Annotated in this window: 14 protein-coding genes; 9 read left to right on the top strand and 5 right to left on the bottom strand. The window is 69.2% G+C overall.

Annotated elements, in window-relative coordinates; genetic code table 11:
- Window positions 1-21: 21 nt before the first annotated feature.
- Window positions 22-1,008: a glycosyltransferase family 2 protein gene (locus tag OG194_RS17325; RefSeq protein WP_327401755.1), complete on the top strand. Its 987-nt coding sequence runs from the start codon at window positions 22-24 to the stop codon at window positions 1,006-1,008.
- Window positions 1,005-2,354, top strand: coding sequence for a polysialyltransferase family glycosyltransferase (locus OG194_RS17320; RefSeq protein ID WP_327401754.1), 1,350 nt, complete (start codon window positions 1,005-1,007; stop codon window positions 2,352-2,354). Before OG194_RS17325 ends, OG194_RS17320 begins: the two co-directional genes overlap by 4 nt.
- 59 nt (window positions 2,355-2,413) lie before the next feature.
- Here OG194_RS17320 and OG194_RS17315 read toward each other — a convergent pair whose 3' ends face one another.
- From OG194_RS17315 to OG194_RS17305, 3 genes are all read right to left on the bottom strand, one after another.
- Window positions 2,414-3,589 carry an acyltransferase family protein gene (locus tag OG194_RS17315; protein ID WP_327401753.1) on the bottom strand — a complete coding sequence of 392 codons (1,176 nt, stop codon included), beginning with the start codon at window positions 3,587-3,589 and terminating at the stop codon, window positions 2,414-2,416.
- 143 nt (window positions 3,590-3,732) lie between these two features.
- Complete coding sequence (locus OG194_RS17310) at window positions 3,733-5,073, bottom strand: polysialyltransferase family glycosyltransferase (protein ID WP_327401752.1); 1,341 nt, start codon at window positions 5,071-5,073, stop codon at window positions 3,733-3,735.
- Window positions 5,073-6,053, bottom strand: coding sequence for a glycosyltransferase family 2 protein (locus OG194_RS17305; protein ID WP_327401751.1), 981 nt, complete (start codon window positions 6,051-6,053; stop codon window positions 5,073-5,075). The genes OG194_RS17310 and OG194_RS17305 overlap by 1 nt, the downstream gene beginning before the upstream one ends.
- Window positions 6,054-6,251: 198 nt before the next feature.
- On the opposite strand from OG194_RS17305, the gene OG194_RS17300 reads away from it, so the two are divergent.
- The 4 genes from OG194_RS17300 to OG194_RS17285 all read left to right on the top strand — a co-directional run bounded on the left by OG194_RS17300 (window position 6,252) and on the right by OG194_RS17285 (window position 11,061).
- Window positions 6,252-7,571, top strand: a complete 1,320-nt coding sequence (locus tag OG194_RS17300; protein ID WP_327401750.1) for a DUF6716 putative glycosyltransferase — start codon at window positions 6,252-6,254, stop codon at window positions 7,569-7,571.
- 62 nt (window positions 7,572-7,633) lie between these two features.
- Window positions 7,634-8,935 (top strand): N-acylneuraminate cytidylyltransferase, encoded by a 1,302-nt coding sequence (locus OG194_RS17295; RefSeq protein WP_327407110.1) that lies wholly within the window; start codon window positions 7,634-7,636, stop codon window positions 8,933-8,935.
- Window positions 8,936-8,949: 14 nt separating this feature from the next.
- Window positions 8,950-9,888: an N-acetylneuraminate synthase family protein gene (locus OG194_RS17290; protein WP_327401749.1), complete on the top strand. Its 939-nt coding sequence runs from the start codon at window positions 8,950-8,952 to the stop codon at window positions 9,886-9,888.
- A gap of 84 nt (window positions 9,889-9,972) precedes the next feature.
- Window positions 9,973-11,061, top strand: a complete 1,089-nt coding sequence (locus OG194_RS17285) for a hypothetical protein (RefSeq protein WP_327401748.1) — start codon at window positions 9,973-9,975, stop codon at window positions 11,059-11,061.
- Between the two features lie 51 nt (window positions 11,062-11,112).
- Here OG194_RS17285 and OG194_RS17280 read toward each other — a convergent pair whose 3' ends face one another.
- Together OG194_RS17280 and OG194_RS17275 are read right to left on the bottom strand one after the other, a co-directional pair.
- Entirely contained in the window at window positions 11,113-12,255 is a 1,143-nt protein-coding gene (locus OG194_RS17280) for a Fic family protein (protein ID WP_327401747.1), read from the bottom strand.
- A gap of 23 nt (window positions 12,256-12,278) precedes the next feature.
- Window positions 12,279-12,971 (bottom strand): class I SAM-dependent methyltransferase, encoded by a 693-nt coding sequence (locus tag OG194_RS17275; RefSeq protein ID WP_327401746.1) that lies wholly within the window; start codon window positions 12,969-12,971, stop codon window positions 12,279-12,281.
- Window positions 12,972-13,208: 237 nt separating this feature from the next.
- Here OG194_RS17275 and OG194_RS17270 point away from each other — a divergent pair, with 237 nt between their 5' ends.
- From OG194_RS17270 to OG194_RS17260, 3 genes are all read left to right on the top strand, one after another.
- A complete protein-coding gene (locus OG194_RS17270) occupies window positions 13,209-14,438 on the top strand; it encodes an amidohydrolase (protein ID WP_327401745.1) in 1,230 nt (409 codons plus the stop codon).
- Between the two features lie 288 nt (window positions 14,439-14,726).
- Complete coding sequence (locus tag OG194_RS17265) at window positions 14,727-15,767, top strand: BMP family lipoprotein (protein WP_327407109.1); 1,041 nt, start codon at window positions 14,727-14,729, stop codon at window positions 15,765-15,767.
- A gap of 416 nt (window positions 15,768-16,183) precedes the next feature.
- The gene (locus tag OG194_RS17260; protein ID WP_327401744.1) at window positions 16,184-17,242 is read left to right on the top strand and encodes a BMP family lipoprotein; all 1,059 of its coding nucleotides are present in this window, start codon (window positions 16,184-16,186) and stop codon (window positions 17,240-17,242) included.
- Window positions 17,243-17,546: the final 304 nt, after the last annotated feature.

Here is a 17,546-nt window from a genome sequence, read left to right as displayed (position 1 = left end):
GGAGAGAGCCCAGGTGTACGCGTGACCAACCGCCCCCCGACACTGTCCGTGATCGTCCCTTGCTACAACATCGAGGCCTATGTCCCGGAAACGGTGACCAGCCTGATCAACAACGCGCGGGACGAGTTCGAGTTCCTGTTCGTCGAGGACCGCTCGACCAAGGACAAGACCTACGAGGCTCTCCTGGAGCTGACGAAGCGGCTCCCGAACAGCAGGGTGATCCGGCACGAGAAGAACGGCGGCCTGGCCACCGCCCGCAACACCGGGATCGACGAGGCCGCAGGCCGCTACCTCACGTTCCTCGACGGCGACGACTGGCTCGCGCCCGGCTATCTCGCCGACCTGGTCGACGTCATCCAGCGCTTCGACGTCGACTTCGTGCGCACCGACCACGTCACCGTCACCGGCGTCGAGCGCGCCATCCAGCGCTCCCCGGAGGGCCGCCGGCACACCCCGCTCGACCCGCGCAGCTCGATCCTCCCCGTCGACGACACGACGATGGTCGACTACCCGTACGCCTGGGCCGGCGTCTACCACCGCCGCCTCCTCGACCGCGGCCTGCTGCGCTTCCACGACGGCCTGCGCACCGCCGAGGACCGCCCCTGGATCTGGGAACTGCACCGCAAGGCCGAGTCCTACGTCGCCGCCAGCCTGCGCGGGGTCTTCTACCGCCGGGGCCTGGCCGGTTCGCTGACCCAGATCGGCGACGTCCGCCAGCTGGACTTCTTCCGCTCCTTCGACCTGGTCCTCGCCGAACTCGCCGACGACCCGGAAGCTGCGAAACTGAGGAAGAAGGCGCTGCGCAACTACTGCGTCGTCATCGCCCACCAGCTCCTGGACCGGGGCCGGTTCGAGCGCAGCGTGCACGCCAAACTGCGGCAGATGGCCGCCGAGGCGCTCGGCCGGATGACGGAGACCGAACTCAACGAAGCACTCGTCGGCATGGGCGAGGAACGCGTCCACACGCTGCGGCGCATCCGCGGCGGCATGAAGGGAGTCGCGGCATGAGCGGCACGACACAGATCTTCTTCTCGGCCACGCAGTACGCCGCCGCGACCGTCACCGCCGCGATCCGCGCCGGCTTCTTCGGCCCGCGCACGGCCCACCGCCGCATCCTGGTCGTCAGCAACACCGCCGCCGTGCCCGAGGTCGGCACCCCGCTGGACCGGATGCCCGGCTTCGAGAAGCTGCGCCCCGAGTTCGACGAGGTCCGCTCGTGGAACGAGTTCATCTCCCCCTTCCACCCGGCCGGTTGGTCCCCGCGCGCCCAGGACACCGCCCTGTGGGAGAAGGCCGTACGCCTCGCCTGGAACCTCGGTGACGAGGACGTGGAGATCGCCTGCGAGTCCATCCAGGCCAACCCCTCCCGCGCGGTCGCCGACATCTTCGCCGACAGCAAGGTGCACGTGTACGCGGACGGCCTGATGAGCTACGGCCCCACCCGCAACCGCATCCCGCACAACCTCAACAGCCGCATCGCGCGCGTCCTGCACCTCGACCTGATACCCGGACTGCGGCCGATGCTGCTCTCCGAGTACGGCGTCGAGCCGCAGCCCATCCCGAACGAGGCGATCGTCGACGTCCTCGCCCAGATCGGCGAGGAGGGCGCCTCGATCCTCGCCGACCGGCTGCCCGAGACGAACAGGCCGACGGCCGTGATGCTCGGCCAGTACCTCTCCGCCATCGACCTGATCACCCAGGACGAGGAGGAGCACCTGCACGTCCGCATGCTGCGCGCCGCCGCGAAGGCGGGCCACCAGGACGTCCTGTTCAAGCCCCACCCCAGCGCACCCGCCGTCTACAGCACGTCACTTGAGCAGACCGCCGACCAACTAGGCGTCCGCCTCACGGTGTTGCGCGAGCCGGTCCTCGCCGAGACCGTCTTCGCCCACCTCCGCCCGCAGTTGGTCATCGGCTGCTTCTCCACGGCCCTGATGACGGCCGCCGCCCTCTACGACATCCCCGTCGCCCGCGTCGGCACCGGACTGCTCCTCGAACGCATCACGCCGTACGAGAACAGCAACCGCATCCCGCTCACCGTGATCGACGCGATCCTGCCGGACGCGGAGCGGGACAAGGTCGGGCAGCCGCTCGAACTGGGCGCCCTGGCCGAGCAGTTGGCGCCGCTGGTGCGGGCCGTCGGCTACTGCATGCAGGCACTCAAGCACCACGGGATGCGCGACGAGGTGACCGCCTGGCTCGCCGTCCACCTCGACGAGTACCCGCAGTACTTCAAGCGGCGCCGCCTGACCAGCCTCCGCCTGCCCGGCGGCAGCGCGGTCCGCGCGGAGTCGCTGCGCCGCAACCCGACCGTACGGCGCGTGGTGCGCCGTATCCGGGCCGCGCAGGCCTGAACGGACAACAGGTGCCCCCCGGCCATGTCGGGGGGCACCTGAGGCGTTTCAGGGACGGGCTACTTCCCGAGCCTCGCCGCCAGCTGCTTCGACTGGAGCGACATCGTGCGCTTCAGCCGTGGCCCGAACGGCTTCTCGACGAAGCGGTGCATCAGATACGCCAGGCACAGCAGCCCCGGCACGGTCAGCGCCAGCGTCTCGTACGGGCCGAGCCCGAAGCCCCGGTGCAGGACGCGGATCGCGAACCAGCCCAGGTGCTCGTGGATCAGATAGAACGGGTACGTCAGCGCGCCCGCCAGCGTCAGCCAGCTCCAGTTCGCCCAGCTCGTCCAGCCCAGCGCCACCGCCGCGACCGCCGCGAAGGCGACGAGGACGATCGCCTGGATGACATGCGGGTTGCGGTGGAAGTCGCCGGTCATGCCCGGGTGCCACAGCGCCGTCACCGAGTAGCGCTGACCCAGCAGGAAGGACATCCCCACGATGCCCCACAGCAACAGGTCGCTGCCGTAGCGGTAGATCAGGTAGAAGGCGAGGCCGCCGATGAAGTACGGGGCGTGGTCGCGCATCACCAGCTCGGTCGTCAGCGGGTTGTCGGCGACCCGGGCGAAGCAGCCGGCCATCGTCCACAGGATGCAGAAGGTCACCACCCGGCGGTAGGTGACGCCCTTCCAGATCACGAACAGCGCGAAGAACAGGTAGAACCGCATCTCCACCCAGAGCGTCCAGTCCACGCCGATGACCCTCGGCACGCCCATCGGCTGCTGGAGCATCGTGAAGTTGACCAGGAACTCGTCCGAGCGCAGCGGCTTGACGACCACCGGCATCAGCACCGACGCGGTGCCCACCAGGATCAGGGCCACCCAGTACGCCGGGTACAGGCGGGCGATGCGGGAGCGGAAGAACTCGCCCATCGACTTGCCCCAGCTGCTCATGCAGATCACGAAGCCGCTGATGAGGAAGAAGAACTGCACCCCGAGCGAGCCGTAGGTCCCCGCCTCGGACAGGGTCGGGAACATCTTCCCGGGGGACTGGTGCCAGGAGGAGGCCACCTCACCGTTCTTGCCGGTGAAGTGGTATAGGCACACCATCAGCGCGGCCAGCAGCCGCAGCCCGTCCAGGGCCCGCAGCCGGTTCTCCCGGGGCGGGCGGGACGGGGCGACGGATGGCTGCTCCGGTTCCTGCCCAGGGTCCTGGCCCCGCAGGGTGGGTGCCAGGGCCTGGTCAACCGCGTTCATCCTGGGCCTTTCTCGCCGACGTCGAATGGCTGTTCCGCAGGGGAACGATGTGACGCTACGAACGTTCGACGGATGAAAGGCGATTCACCGGCGACACACAGGGGTCCCCCACATGTCGCCCGGATGAACAATTTGAATGGACGCTAACGGCCGGAGAAAGCACGGGCGCGACGTGCGATGCGCCGGACCGTCTGATTGCGCGGAATGAAGGACAGTTGTGCCGGTACGGCGCCGGGCAGTGCCAGCGCGGTCAGGCGGCGGCGTTTGAAGTAGCGCCAGGTGTGCGGGTTCAGGTGGGCCGAGAGATAGCGCTCGGCGTCCTCGCGCAGCCGCGGGTAGATCCTGGGCTGCATCGCGAAGCCGACCGCCTTGAGGAGTCCGGCCAGTTCGGCCACGCGCTCCGGCGACGGCATCCGCCACTCCGTCACCGCCTGCTTGTCGGCGAGGTCGGGCAGCACGTCGTCCACGATGGTCAGCGGCACCCGGTTGCTGTTCTGGTAGGGCGCGAGCCGGGCCAGCAGGGTGTCCGTGCCGACCCGTGCGACCGGGATGTCGTACAGGCCGGCCGCGGTGAACAGCGCGGTGGAGAAGCAGCCGACGACCAGGGCGGGGCGCATCCGCTGGAAGGCGACCTCGGCGAGCACCGGGCGGTCCAGCAGGGTGAGTTGGGCCCCCAGCTTGGTCGCCTCGTCCTCCAGGAGGCGCGACCAGCGGGAGGGTGCCACGGGGTGCGGTTTGAACACCAGCTCGCGGTGGCCGAGTGCCACCGCGCCGCGCACCATGCGCAGGTGCAGCTCCTCCTCCTGCTGGTCGGTGAGGATGCCGAGCGCGGCGAGGTACTGGCCGAGGAGCAGGGCGGGTTGGCCCGTCACGGCCGGCAACTCCTCCTCGGACTCGGCGAGTTCGCCAAGTACCTTGAGGAAGGCCTCCGTTGGTACCAGCTCGGGCGGGACGCCGAACTCGGTGAGGAGCAGCGGGGTGAGGCCCGGGACGAGATCGAGGTGCAGCAGCCGCTCGATGCGGGTGCCGACCAGCGGGTCGATCTTGTCGCGCGTGGGGCCGTAGCTTATGAGGCCGTCCGCGTAGACGTCGACCGGGGCGCCGGTGAACAGCTGGCACAGCGCGAGCGACGGATTGACCTGGACGGACTCCACGGCGAGCCGGATCTCGTCGTCGCCGAGCCGCCACAGCAGCCGTACGTACCGCTCCCACATCGGGACGTCGTCGCCCCGGGGGCTCCAACCGCTCGGGTGGAAGGGGGAGATGGTCTCGTTCCACGACAGCACGTCGTCGAAGCGGTCCCGGAGCCGGTCGAAGCCCGGCATGGTGTCGACCGACGGGGTGGTCTCCGGGTTCGCCGCGTTGTTGGTGATCAGCAGCAGCCTGCGGTCGGCCTCGCCGAGGAGCCCGGCGTCCAGGGCGGCGGCCAGCGTCGCGGCGCCGTACAGGGTCGACGCGCACAGGATCTGGGTGGTGCGGGGCATCAGGCGGCCACCGTCCGCGCCGAGGTGGGACGGCGGCGCAGACGCCGCAGCCGGCTCGCGCGCTGGGGGTCCATCGAGTCCATTACCTCCGCCAGAACATCCTGGGGCATGCGCTTCAGCGCGGCGGAACTCAGTGAACGCAGTTTTCGAGCCACGGCGGGTTCGAACCTCTCGATCGATCCGAGATGATGAGCCATGATCGCGCAATAGGTGCGCACCGCTTTCGGCAGCAGTTTATCGGCGTCGCGGTCAGCCGCCGTTTCCTCGATTACCTGGTCGAACGCACGAATGAAATCGAGCTGCCGGACGTCCCCGATCTGGGTCAGCGACGAGGCGACCCCGCGCCGGTAGAACACCCCGAGCAGCCCCACCGTGGCGAAGGACTCCGCCTCCCGGTGCAGCTTCCAGATCCACGGCCGGTCCTCGGCCGTGCGCAGCCCGTCGGTGAAGTGCAGCAGGCCCCGGTCGACGAGTCTGCGGTGGTAGATGCCCGCCCAGGCGTAGGCGTAGTCCACGGACGTGGAGCGGTCGGCGGGCAGGATCGCGTCCCGCGGGTTCAGCACCACACCACGCCGGCCCTGCGGGACCCGGGCGATCGAGCGGGCCTTCGCCGTGCACACCACGTGGTCGGTGCGCACGAAGTCGCAGCCGAGTTCCTCGATGGCGGCCAGCAGTCGCGGGAAGTAGTCCGGGGCGAGCCAGTCGTCGCCGTCCAGAAACGTCAGATACTCGCCACGTGCCGCGTCGATGCCGGTGTTGCGGGCGGTCGCCAGCCCTCCGTTCTTCTGGTGTCTGACATGCACGACGCCTGGCAACTCCCGCTCCGCGCGCGAGAGAATGTCAGGTGTCTCGTCGGTCGAACAGTCGTCGACGAAGATGAATTCGAAGTCCTCCCGTGTGTTCGCACGCAGGCTCTTCAGGGTGTCGGGCGCGTATTGCTGCACGTTGTAGAACGGCACGATGACGGAGAGCTTGACCACCCGCATGACGTTAGAGGGCGCTCCGGCATCGGTCTTTACCATTGGTTTGATGTCGGGTGAACGCCACGTGGCGAACCTGTGAACCAGGAATTTTTACACCCCCACCACGCCCTGATTCGCCATTCAGCGGTGTGCTGTTAACCGTTTGTTGCCTTCGGGTTGGGCCGATCAACGGAATGGCTTCCTAGCGTCTTCGGTGTGCCAGCAAGTGCAACGCAGACCCTGCGAGTCGCCGTTCTCGCGGATTCCGACACCCGGTGGAAATGGGGTTCGCTCACCGCGAACCGTATTGCTCCGCCGAATTCGGACATCTCTCTGGACGGGTACCTCCTGCGGGGTCGTGCCACCCCAACAGCCCGCCAGCTGAAGGAAGTCGGCGTCACCGCCGACTCCCTCCGCGAGGTGACCGCCGTCGAGTTCCTGCGTGCCATGGAGAGAGGCCCCGAAGACCAGTACGACATCCTCGTGCTCTCCCTCGTCGGCGGCGGGGTCCAGGCGATGCTGCACGGACTGGCCCGCGCCTGGCACGGACGCGCCAAGCGCCCTGTGGTCGTCACCGGTTACGTCGGTGTCGTCTACGAGAAGCTCACCGACGGCCTCCTGCTGCGGCACGGCGCGGACCTCGTCCTCGCCAACTCCCGCCAGGACGCGGACCGTTTCACGGCGGTCTACGACGGGGTCGGCGCCGACTCCTCGGCGGTGACCGAGGTGGCCCTGCCGTTCCTCGGCGGGGACGCCTACACCGGTGAACACGACCCGTACACGGTCGTCTTCGCGGTGCAGCCCTCGGTGCCCGACAACCGCCGGGACCGCGACTACCTGCTCAACAGGGCGATCCAGCACGCCCGTTTCCACCCGAACCGCGAGGTGCTGCTCAAGCTCCGCTCCAAGCCGGGCGAACACACCACGCACATCGAGGAGTTGCCCTACCAGAAGCTGGTCCAGGGCAAGGACCTCCCCGCCAACTTCAGCCTGGTGTACGGGCACATGGGCGACGTGCTCGACCGCACCGACCTCCTGGTGACCATCAGCTCGACCGCCGCCCTGGAGTCCCTGCACCGCCGTATCCCCACCGTCGTGCTGACCGACCTCGGCATCCGTGAGGGGCTCGGCAACCACCACTTCGTTGGCTCCGGGTGCCTCGCCTCCTGGGACCAGCTCGACGCCGGGTACAAGCCGGTGCCGGACGCCGAGTGGGTGGCCCGGCAGGGGGTCGCCGCCGAGGGGTCGTACGAGACGGCCTTCGACGCGGCCAGGGAGCGCATCGCCAAGCTGCTGGCCGGTGACGGGATGCCCGCGCTGACCCCGTACTACACGCCCGAGACCGCCCCCGGCTATCTGCCCGGCATCCTCGCCCGGCACCACCTCGGCCCGGACGGCACCCCGTTGCCCGGCGCCCCGGCCGCGGACAAGGCGCCCGGTCCCGTCCGGCAGATCGTCCGCCGGGCCGCGCGCGGCGCCTACCGCCACGGAGTGCAGCGCGTGGCGCCCGTCATCCGCCGGATGGGGGAGCTGTGAACGCCAGAGCCGCGAACGCCAAGACCTCCGCTCAAGGAGCACATCCCATGGGAGTAGAGCCCATGTCCAACTCGCAAGCAGGGCAAGGCGCTTCGGTGCGTCGGGTGCTCGCGGTGATCCCCGCGCGCGGCGGCTCCAAGGGCGTCCCCGCCAAGAACCTCGCCCCCGTCGGCGGAGTACCGCTGGTGGCCCGCGCTGTACGTGAGTGCCGGGCCAGCCGACTGGTGACGGACGTGGTCGTCTCCACCGACGACCAGGCCATCGCCGCCGCCGCCCGCCAGGCCGGCGCCGAGGTAGTACTGCGCCCCGCCGCGATCGCCGGTGACACCGCGACCTCCGAGGCCGCCGTCCTGCACGCCATGGACGCCCACGAGGCGCTGCACGGCTCCGCGGTCGACGTCGTCCTCCTCGTCCAGTGCACCAGCCCCTTCATCGTCCGCGAGGACGTCGACGGCATCGTGAACGCGATCGTCGTGAACGGCGCCGACACCGCGCACACCGTCGCCCCCTTCCACGGCTTCGTGTGGCGCGACGCCGACGACGAGGCCACGACGGTCGTCGAGCCGACCCGCACCGGTGAGGTCGGCGGCGCCACCAAGGTCGTCACCCCGCCTGTCACCAGCGGCGGTTACGGCGTCAACCACGACAAGTCGTTCCGCCCGCGCCGCCAGGACCGCCCCCAGGACTTCCTGGAGACCGGCGCGGTCTACGGCATGGACGCGGCCGGGTTCCGCAAGGTCGGCCACCGCTTCTTCGGCCGTACGGAGCTCGTCCGGACCGACCCCGCAAGGGTGTTGGAGATCGACGACCCCCATGAGCTGGCCAGGGCAAGGGCGTTGGCGCCCCTCTTCGACGCCGACCGCCCCGGTTCGCTCCCGACCGCCGACGACATCGACGCGGTCGTACTCGACTTCGACGGCACCCAGACCGACGACAGGGTGCTGATCGATTCCGACGGACGGGAGTTCGTCTCCGTGCACCGCGGAGACGGCCTCGGCATCGCGGCCCTGCGCAGGACCGGGCTCAAGATGCTGATCCTGTCCTCGGAGCAGAACCCGGTCGTCGCCGCCCGGGCCCGGAAGCTCCAACTCCCGGTCCTGCACGGCATCGACCGGAAGGACCTCGCACTCAAGCAGTGGTGCGAGGAGCAGGGCATCGCGCCGGAGCGCGTGCTCTACGTCGGCAACGACGTCAACGACCTCCCGTGCTTCGCCCTCGTGGGCTGGCCCGTGGCGGTCGCGAGCGCCCACGACGTCGTACGCGGCGCCGCACGCGCGGTCACCACCGTGCCCGGTGGCGACGGCGCAGTCCGAGAGATCGCCAGCTGGATCCTCGGCCCCTCTCTCGATTCCCTCACCAAGTAAGGAAACCCGCTGTCATGAGCAACAACTCCCGTCTGCGCCAGTTCGGTTCGAAGACCGCAGGCCCCGGCCACCCCGTCTACGTCGTCGGCGAGATCGGCATCAACCACAACGGTGAGCTGGAGAACGCCTTCAAGCTGATCGACGCCGCCGCCGAGGCCGGCTGCGACGCCGTCAAGTTCCAGAAGCGCACCCCGGAGATCTGCACCCCGCGCGACCAGTGGGACATCGAGCGCGACACCCCCTGGGGCCGCATGACCTACATCGACTACCGCCACCGCGTGGAGTTCGGCGAGGACGAGTACCGCCAGATCGACGACTACGCCAAGTCGAAGAACATCGACTGGTTCGCCTCCCCGTGGGACACCGAGGCCGTCGCCTTCCTGGAGAAGTTCGACGTCCCGGCCCACAAGGTCGCCTCCGCGTCCCTCACGGACGACGAGCTGCTCCGCTCCCTCCGCGCGACCGGCCGTACGGTCATCCTCTCCACCGGCATGTCGACGCCGAAGCAGATCCGCCACGCGGTCGAGGTCCTCGGCAGCGACAACATCCTGATGTGCCACGCCACTTCGACCTACCCGGCGGTGGCCGAGGAACTCAACCTCCGCGTCATCAACACCCTCCAGGCCGAGTACCCGAACGTCCCGATCGGCTACTCCGGTCACGAGACGGGCCTCCAGACCACCCTCGCCGCGGTCGCGCTCGGCGCCGCCTTCGTCGAGCGTCACATCACCCTTGACCGCGCCATGTGGGGCTCGGACCAGGCCGCCTCCGTCGAGCCGCAGGGCCTGACCCGCCTCGTCCGCGACATCCGCACCATCGAGGCCTCCCTCGGCGACGGCGTCAAGAAGGTCTACGAGTCGGAGCTCGGCCCGATGAAGAAGCTGCGTCGCGTCAACGGCGTGGTGGCTGAGGCGGAGATCGCCGCGGCCGCGGGCGAGCCGGTCGCGGTCTGAGTCCGAGCGGTCCGAGCAGTCCGAGTCCGCACCATCAAGCGCCAGCGCCAGCGTCACTTACGGTCACGGGACGGTCGTACGACAATGAGCCCCCACGCCGGCACCGCCGGCCTCACCCCCCACACTCTCGCGTTCGTGGAGAGTCCGGTACAGCTTCTGAACGTGCTGGAGTGGGCGCACCTGCGTGCGCCCAGGGCCGAGGAGGCATCCGGCGGGGGGCTCACCCTCGTGGTCCTGTCGCCGACCGACCCGATGACCCGCGGCCAGCTGCGCCGCATGGCCGACCTCGCCCGCGACGAGGGTCACACCGTGCGCTGGGAGGAGGCGCGGGGCGGACCCCTGGCCCCCTTCCAGACCATCGGCGGCCTCACCCGGCTCCTCCGCCGGGCGGACCGGATCGTCATGGGAGACCCGTTCTCCCGCTACGTACAACTCCTCCTGACCATCACCAAGGCACGCGAGCTGGTGGTGGTCGACGACGGCACCGCGACGATGGAGTTCGTCGCCCAGCTCGCCAGCGGCGAACGCCTGGTGCGCTGGCACCGCAAGGGCGGCCGCCCGGGCCCCCGCGACCTGATCTTCGCCCCGGTCTCCTCGGCGGCCCGCCGCCGCCTGACCCCCGGCGCCCGCCGCAAGGTGGAGATCTTCTCGTCGATGCCGATCGAGACGACCCCCGAGGGCGTCACGATCACGGCCAACGCCTTCGCCTGGACCCGCGCCACCTTCGGCCCGCCCCGCATCACCAAGGGCGCGGACCTGGTCGGCACGTCCCTGGTGGAAACCGGCGTGGTCGACAACGACCGCTACCTGGAGGCGGTGGCCACCCTCGCCAAGACCCACGGCGCCACCCGCTACTTCGCCCACCGCCGCGAAAGCACGGAGAAACTCCACCGGTTGGCGGTGGAGACAGACCTGGAGATCGTCCGCCCGGACCTCCCCCTGGAACTGATCGCCCGCCGCGGCCCCATCGGCCGTACGATCCTGAGCTTCCCGTCGACGGTGGTGCATACGTTGCCGCTGGCGCTGGTGGGCACGGAGGTGCGGGTCGCGGTGTGCGACATCGACCCCGCGTGGCTGACGGAGAACGCCTCGCCCAGGGCGCAGGGGTTCCTGTCGGGGGTCACGGGGACGGCTCGGGATGTGCATCGGTTGTCGGCGGTCACGGCGGCGTAGGGCGGTTGAGGAGGGAAGGCCCCTTTGCCACGGATACGTCGGCCCCGAGGGTCACCGCTCTCGGCGATAAGGGTCCGCGTACGGCTCCAAGGACTGGCGGACCTCGTTCCGGACGGGGTTCATGAGCGGGCCGGGGGCGTAGTGGCGGCCACGGGCCTTGCCGTGGGGGACGAGCCAGCCACGAGCGACGAGTTCGCGGATGTCGCGGATGGCTTGCTGATCGCTGAGGTCGGCGTCCTGCTGGTAGACGGTGCGACGGACCCTGGCATCGGAGAAAGCGGGCAGGAGGGCGTAGACGACGCGCTCGTCCAGACCGGTCGCTTCGACGGCCTCGACCAGATGGGTCCAGGCACGGGACATCACGTCGAAGCGCCGCTGAGCCTGCTGGGCCTGGCGGTGGTGAGCGGTCAGACAGAACCGGATCCAGGGGCGGGTGTCCCGTTCGGGGCTCCAGCGCGGACCGCCCACCTCCTCCAGGATCTGGTAGTAGGCGTAGGTGTTCTGGCCTCGGCCGAGCCACTCTTCGATCGAGGAGAACTCCGGTGGCATCAGCGCCTCGCGGGAGAAGACCAGGGTGGACAGGGCGCGGGACATACGTCCGTTGCCGTCCTTCCACGGATGGATCTTGACGAGGTTGAGGTGGGCCATGGAAGCGCGCACATGGACCGGTGCGTCGAGGTCCCCTTCGTTGAGCCACGCGATGAACTCCCGCATGAGCACGGGGACTTCCTCGTGTTCGGGCGCGGTATAGGTGGGTACCAGGGGATCGTCGGGGCTCGTGACGTAGACGGGGCCGTCGCGCCGGCGGCCGGGACGCTTGTCGAGGTGGTGACCCTGGAGCATGAAGTGCAGACCGTTGAGCAGCCCGGCGTCGTACCGGAAGTCGTCACCGGCGTCGGCGAGGGCCTGGATGTACGTCATGCCCCGCTGGTAGCCCTCAAGCTCTGCGCGGGTCCGTTCCCCGGTCTCCAGGGGTTCCTCGCCGGACATGAGGGCTTCCACGTCGTCGACTGTCGCGGCGTACCCCTCGATGGTGTTCGAGCCGGCGATCGCGCGGGCGGTGAGGTTGCGCCGCAGCTGCCGTGTCCAGCGGGGAGTGGCCCGAAGCAGATGTCGGAGGGCGCGGCGCATGGTCTCGATCTCGTCGAGGGCGCGCAGGTCGTCGTCGTCCAGGGAGGGGGTCACGTACAGCATGACACAATGACACTATGATTGTGTCATGCGGTCAAGCTCGACGCCGCAGCCTTGTGAGCCAGCGCGAAGGCCCGCCCCCACTTCTGCTGCCCCTGCGGCTCGATGCGGGCCTGCGCGTAAAGGCTCAGGCCCGCCTCCGTGAGGTGCGTGGTGATCTCGGCCGGGGTGCGGAAGTAGTAGTCGAGGGAGATGTCCTGGCCGTAGCGCTCGGTCATGTGGATGTGTTCGCCCTCCGAGGCCTGGAACGCGAGCAGGACGTAGCCGCCCGGCCGTAGGACCCGGTGGAACTCCGCGAGGACGCCGGGCAGGTCGGCGTCCGGGATGTGGATCGTGGAGTAGAGGGCGATCAGGCCGCCGAGGGTCGCGTCCGGTACGTCCAGGGACGTCATCGAGCCGACCTGGAACCGGAGTTGGGGATGCGCCTCGCGGGCCAGCGCCACCATGTGCGGCGAGATGTCGATGCCGAAGGCCTGGAGGCCGAGGGCGTTCAGGCGTGCGGTCACATAGCCGGGGCCGCTGCCGATATCGGCCACCTGCGCCTCGCCCGCCGCCGCCGTACGGACGAGTTCGGCGAAGGCGGTCAGCAGGCCCGTCTCGACGGGGCCCTCGCCCAGGCCGTCGGGGTGTTCGGCGCTGTACGCGGGGGCGATCGCGTCGTAGGAGGAGCGGGTGGCCTCTATGAAGTCCGCGGTCGGAGCCGCGTTCGGGTCGGTCACGTCGGCGGACCCTACCAAGGGACACGTTGCGTGGCCGTGGCCGTGTCCGTGATGCGGACGGGGCGCGCCGTGCTGGGGTGAGGCGTGGTATCCCAGAAGGAGCGAGGAGCTTACCCATCTCCACAAGCGGCTATGCGGTCGGCGGTCAGATTTTCTTCGACTAACGGGTTGAACTTTTGTTGATCGAGGGTCAGTTGACCACCCGGGCGCCCTACCCTTCAGAGGGTGAAGCAATTGATGTCACCAGAGTCCGAGGCAGAGTCCGAGGTCGAATCCGTCGGGAATGTGCTTTTGGGCACCCTGCCGGAGGACCTGCGTGCCGAACTCGTCGCGTTCCGGCGGGACTTGCACATGCACCCCGAGCTGGGCAACCAGGAGTTCCGGACCACCGCCGCGATCAAGGCGCGGCTTGAACTGGCCGGTCTCGAACCCCGGGTCCTCGCGATGGGCACCGGGCTCGTCTGTGACATCGGACCCCGCGACACCGCCGTACCCATGCTCGCGCTGCGCGCCGACATCGACGCCCTGCCCATCCCGGACACGAAGAGTGAGTGCGCGTACCGCTCCACCGTGCCCGACCGCGCCCACGCCTGCGGCCACGACATCCACGCCACCGTGGTGCTCGGCGCCGGTCTCGTGCTGGCCCGGCTGCACGAGCAGGGACTCCTGCCGCGTGCCGTACGGCTGCTCTTCCAGCCCGCCGAGGAGGTCCTGCCCGGCGGTGCCACCGACGCCATCGAGTGCGGGGTGCTGGACGGGGTCGGCCGGATCATCGCCGTGCACTGCGACCCCAAGGTCGACAGCGGGCGGATCGGACTGCGCATCGGCCCCATCACCTCCGCCTGCGACCGGCTGGAGGTCTCCCTGGACGGCCCCGGCGGCCACACCGCCCGGCCGCACCTCACCACCGACCTGGTGACCGCCGCCGCCCGCGTCGCCACCGACGTGCCCGCGATCGTCTCCCGCAGGATGGACGCGCGGAGCGGGGTCTCCGTGACGTGGGGGCGCATCGAGTCCGGCCACGCGCCCAACGTCATCCCGCAGCACGCCGAGCTGTCCGGCACCGTACGGTGTCTCGATCTCGACGCCTGGCGGCAGGCGCCCGACATCGTGCACGCGGCGATCGACGAGGTCGCCGGGCTGCACCGGGCCAAGTCCGCGATCACCTATGTGCGCGGGGTGCCGCCCGTCGTCAACGACGCGCTCGTCACCGAGCTGCTGCGGGACGCGATGACCGCGCGCCGCGGCCCGCTCTCCGTCGAGGACACCGAACAGAGCCTGGGCGGCGAGGACTTCTCCTGGTACCTGGAGCACGTGCCCGGCGCCATGGCCCGGCTCGGCGTCCGGACCCCGGGGGAGCGGACCGTGCGGGACCTCCACCAGGGCGACTTCGACGCCGACGAGTCCGCGATCACGGTCGGCGTGGAGCTGTTCACCGCCGCCGCGCTGATCGACGGCGCGATCTGAGCGGAACGCCTCGGCTCAGGTGGACGTAGGGGCGCCCGTTCGGTACCCCTACGTCCCCTTGTGTCACCCGGGTGTAACCACCGGCGGGTGAACGTAACGCGGCGGCGGCACGATCCGGTAACGGCACGGAGAAACACCGTTCCCCTCCTCGTCTACGCGCGTTACTGTGCGCGGAAATCGCCACAGAGGCGGCGGCTTGGGGAAGCGGTCCGGTGACGGTGCCGTGAGGACGAAGGAGTGCTTGCTGTGCGTCAGACAACTCGGAGGACGAAGTTCTCCCAAGCAGCGGTGGCCGTCACGGTCATCGCCCTCGCGGCCACCGCCTGCGGTAGCTCCAGCAAGGACGCCGACAAGGCGAGCGACACCTCGTCGTCCTCGTCCGGCAAGTACACCGGCAAGGGCATCGGCCTCGCCTACGACGTCGGCGGCAAGGGCGACCAGTCCTTCAACGACGCCGCGTACGCCGGTTTCCAGAAGGCCGAGAAGGAGTTCAAGATCTCCGGCCGCGACATCGAGCCGCAGGACAACGAGTCCGACGCGGACAAGGTGCAGCGCCTGGAGAGCCTGGCCACGGCCGGCTACAACCCGGTGATCGGTGTCGGCTTCGCCTACGCGCCGGCCGTCAAGGAGGCCGCGGCGAAGTTCCCGAACATCACCTTCGGCATCATCGACGACGAGCAGGACAAGGCCTCCAACGTGGCCGACCTGGTCTTCCACGAGGAGCAGTCCTCGTACCTGGCGGGCGTCGCCGCGGCCAAGGCGACCAAGAAGAACCACATCGGCTTCGTCGGCGGCGTGGACGTCCCCCTCATCCACAAGTTCGAAGCCGGCTTCGACCAGGGCGCCAAGTCCGTCAACCCGAGCATCAAGATCGAGTCGCAGTACCTGACGCAGACCGCGGCGCAGGGCGGCTTCTCCAGCCCCGACAAGGGCAAGGACGCGGCGAGCGGCCAGATCGACGCGGGCGCGGACGTCATCTACGCCGCCGCCGGTCTCTCCGGCCAGGGCGTCATCTCCGAGGCCTCGGCCAAGGGCATCTGGGCCATCGGCGTGGACTCCGACCAGTACGAGCAGGCGGCGCTCGCCAAGTACAAGGACGCCATCCTCGGCTCGGCGCTCAAGAACGTCGGCGGCGCGGTCTACGACCTGGTGAAGTCGGTCTACGAGGGCAAGCCCAAGACCGGCGTGGTCCGCTACGGCCTCGACAACGACGGCGTCGGCTTCTCCGACACCAACCCGAAGTACAAGGCCATGACCGCCGCCGTGGCGGCCGTGGACAAGGCCAAGCAGGACATCATCGACGGCAAGATCACCGTCAACACGAAGTAGGCCGCCGTTCTGTTACGGCCCGCAGGAACGCCGTAGAACTACGCCCTTAGTGCATCGTTGCAGCCAGGCGCCCCGAGGCCCGGGGCGCCGAACTCCCGCCTGCCGTGCGGCGTCTGGCACGCACGCTCGCCGCGTTGCCGGACCGCCCACGTGGCTCCGCCACGAGGACGCTCCGGCGCCTTGCGATCGCACGCACCAGACGCCGCACGGCCCGCCCTACGGGCGGACGACGGGAGTTCGGCGCCCCGGGCCTTGCCTCCCGCAAGGGGCGCCTGGCTGTCCGTACGCTGGCCACCATCTGTGGCCACAGCTCTATAACGGACCGGACAGATGGGGTTTTCCGTCTGGTCTACGCGCGTTACGCTGCGGCGGAACCAGCGCCTGGTTTGGGCGCTTGCACGAAGGAGTCTCGTTCCATGCGCCGGGTGTCCCGAATCGCGGTTGCAGGCGTTGCAACCGCAGCTCTTGCAGTAACCGTCTCCGCCTGCGGTAGCTCGTCCAGCGAGTCCAGCTCCAGCAGCAGCAGTTCCGGCACGTCCAAGGGTATTGGTCTTGCCTACGACGTCGGCGGCAAGGGTGACCAGTCCTTCAACGACGCCGCCTACGCGGGTCTGGTGAAGGCCGAGAAGGAGTTCGGCGTCAGCGGCCGTGACGTCGAGCCGCAGGACAACGAGTCCGACGCGGACAAGACGCAGCGCCTGGAGACCCTCGCCAGGTCCGGCTACAACCCGGTGATCGGTGTCGGCTTCGCCTACGCCCCCGCCGTCAAGGAAGCCGCCGCGAAGTTCCCGAAGATCACCTTCGGCATCATCGACGACGAGCAGATCAAGGCCTCCAACGTCGCCGACATGGTCTTCCACGAGGAGCAGTCCTCGTACCTGGCCGGCGTCACCGCCGCGCTGACCACGAAGTCGAACACGGTCGGCTTCGTCGGCGGCGTGGACGTCCCGCTGATCCACAAGTTCGCGGCGGGCTTCGAGCAGGGCGTCAAGGACACCAAGAAGGGTGTCACGGTCAAGACGCAGTACCTGACCCAGACCGCCGCGCAGGGTGGCTTCTCCAGCCCCGACAAGGGCGAGGCCGCCGCCGACGGTCAGATCGAGGCCGGTGCGGACGTGGTCTTCGCCGCCGCCGGTCTCTCCGGCCAGGGCGTCATCAAGTCCGCCGCCGCGCACAAGGTCTGGGCGATCGGTGTCGACTCCGACCAGTACAACCAGGCGGCGCTGGCCAAGTACAAGCCGTACATCCTCACCTCGGCCCTGAAGAACGTCGCGGGCGCGGTCTACGACCTCTCCAAGTCCGTCATCAAAGACAAGAAGCCCCTGAGCGGCGAGATCCGCGGCTCCCTGAGCAACGGCGCGGTCGGCCTGGCCGACTCGAACCCGACCTTCAAGAACAACGCCACCCTCCAGGCCGCCCTCGCGAAGGCCGAGGCGGGCATCAAGGACGGCTCCATCAAGGTCAAGACCTCCTGAACGGTCGGTTCTAGGCCAGTCACGACCATGGCCAAAAGAGCGCTGTAATGACAGCGTTACGGCCACGGAACGGGGTGTGGGGAGGATGTCTCTCCACGCGCCCCTGCCGTCGATCTCCCGCCTGCCGCCCTCCGGGCGGACGACGGGAGATCGACGGCAGGGACGCGCCCCGTTCGCGCGGCAGAATGCTCGGAACGGATCGGATGCCAGACAGAAGACGATCAGGTCCGGGCACTATTTAAAGCAGGGGCGCTACGCGCGTAGAGAGGCCCCTTTCCACGAGGAGAGTTCGCCATCGACGCGT

Source organism: Streptomyces sp. NBC_01288 (assembly GCF_035982055.1).
In the GTDB taxonomy this organism is placed as follows: Bacteria; Actinomycetota; Actinomycetes; order Streptomycetales; family Streptomycetaceae; genus Streptomyces.
This window is presented reverse-complemented; position numbering and strand designations above follow the sequence as displayed.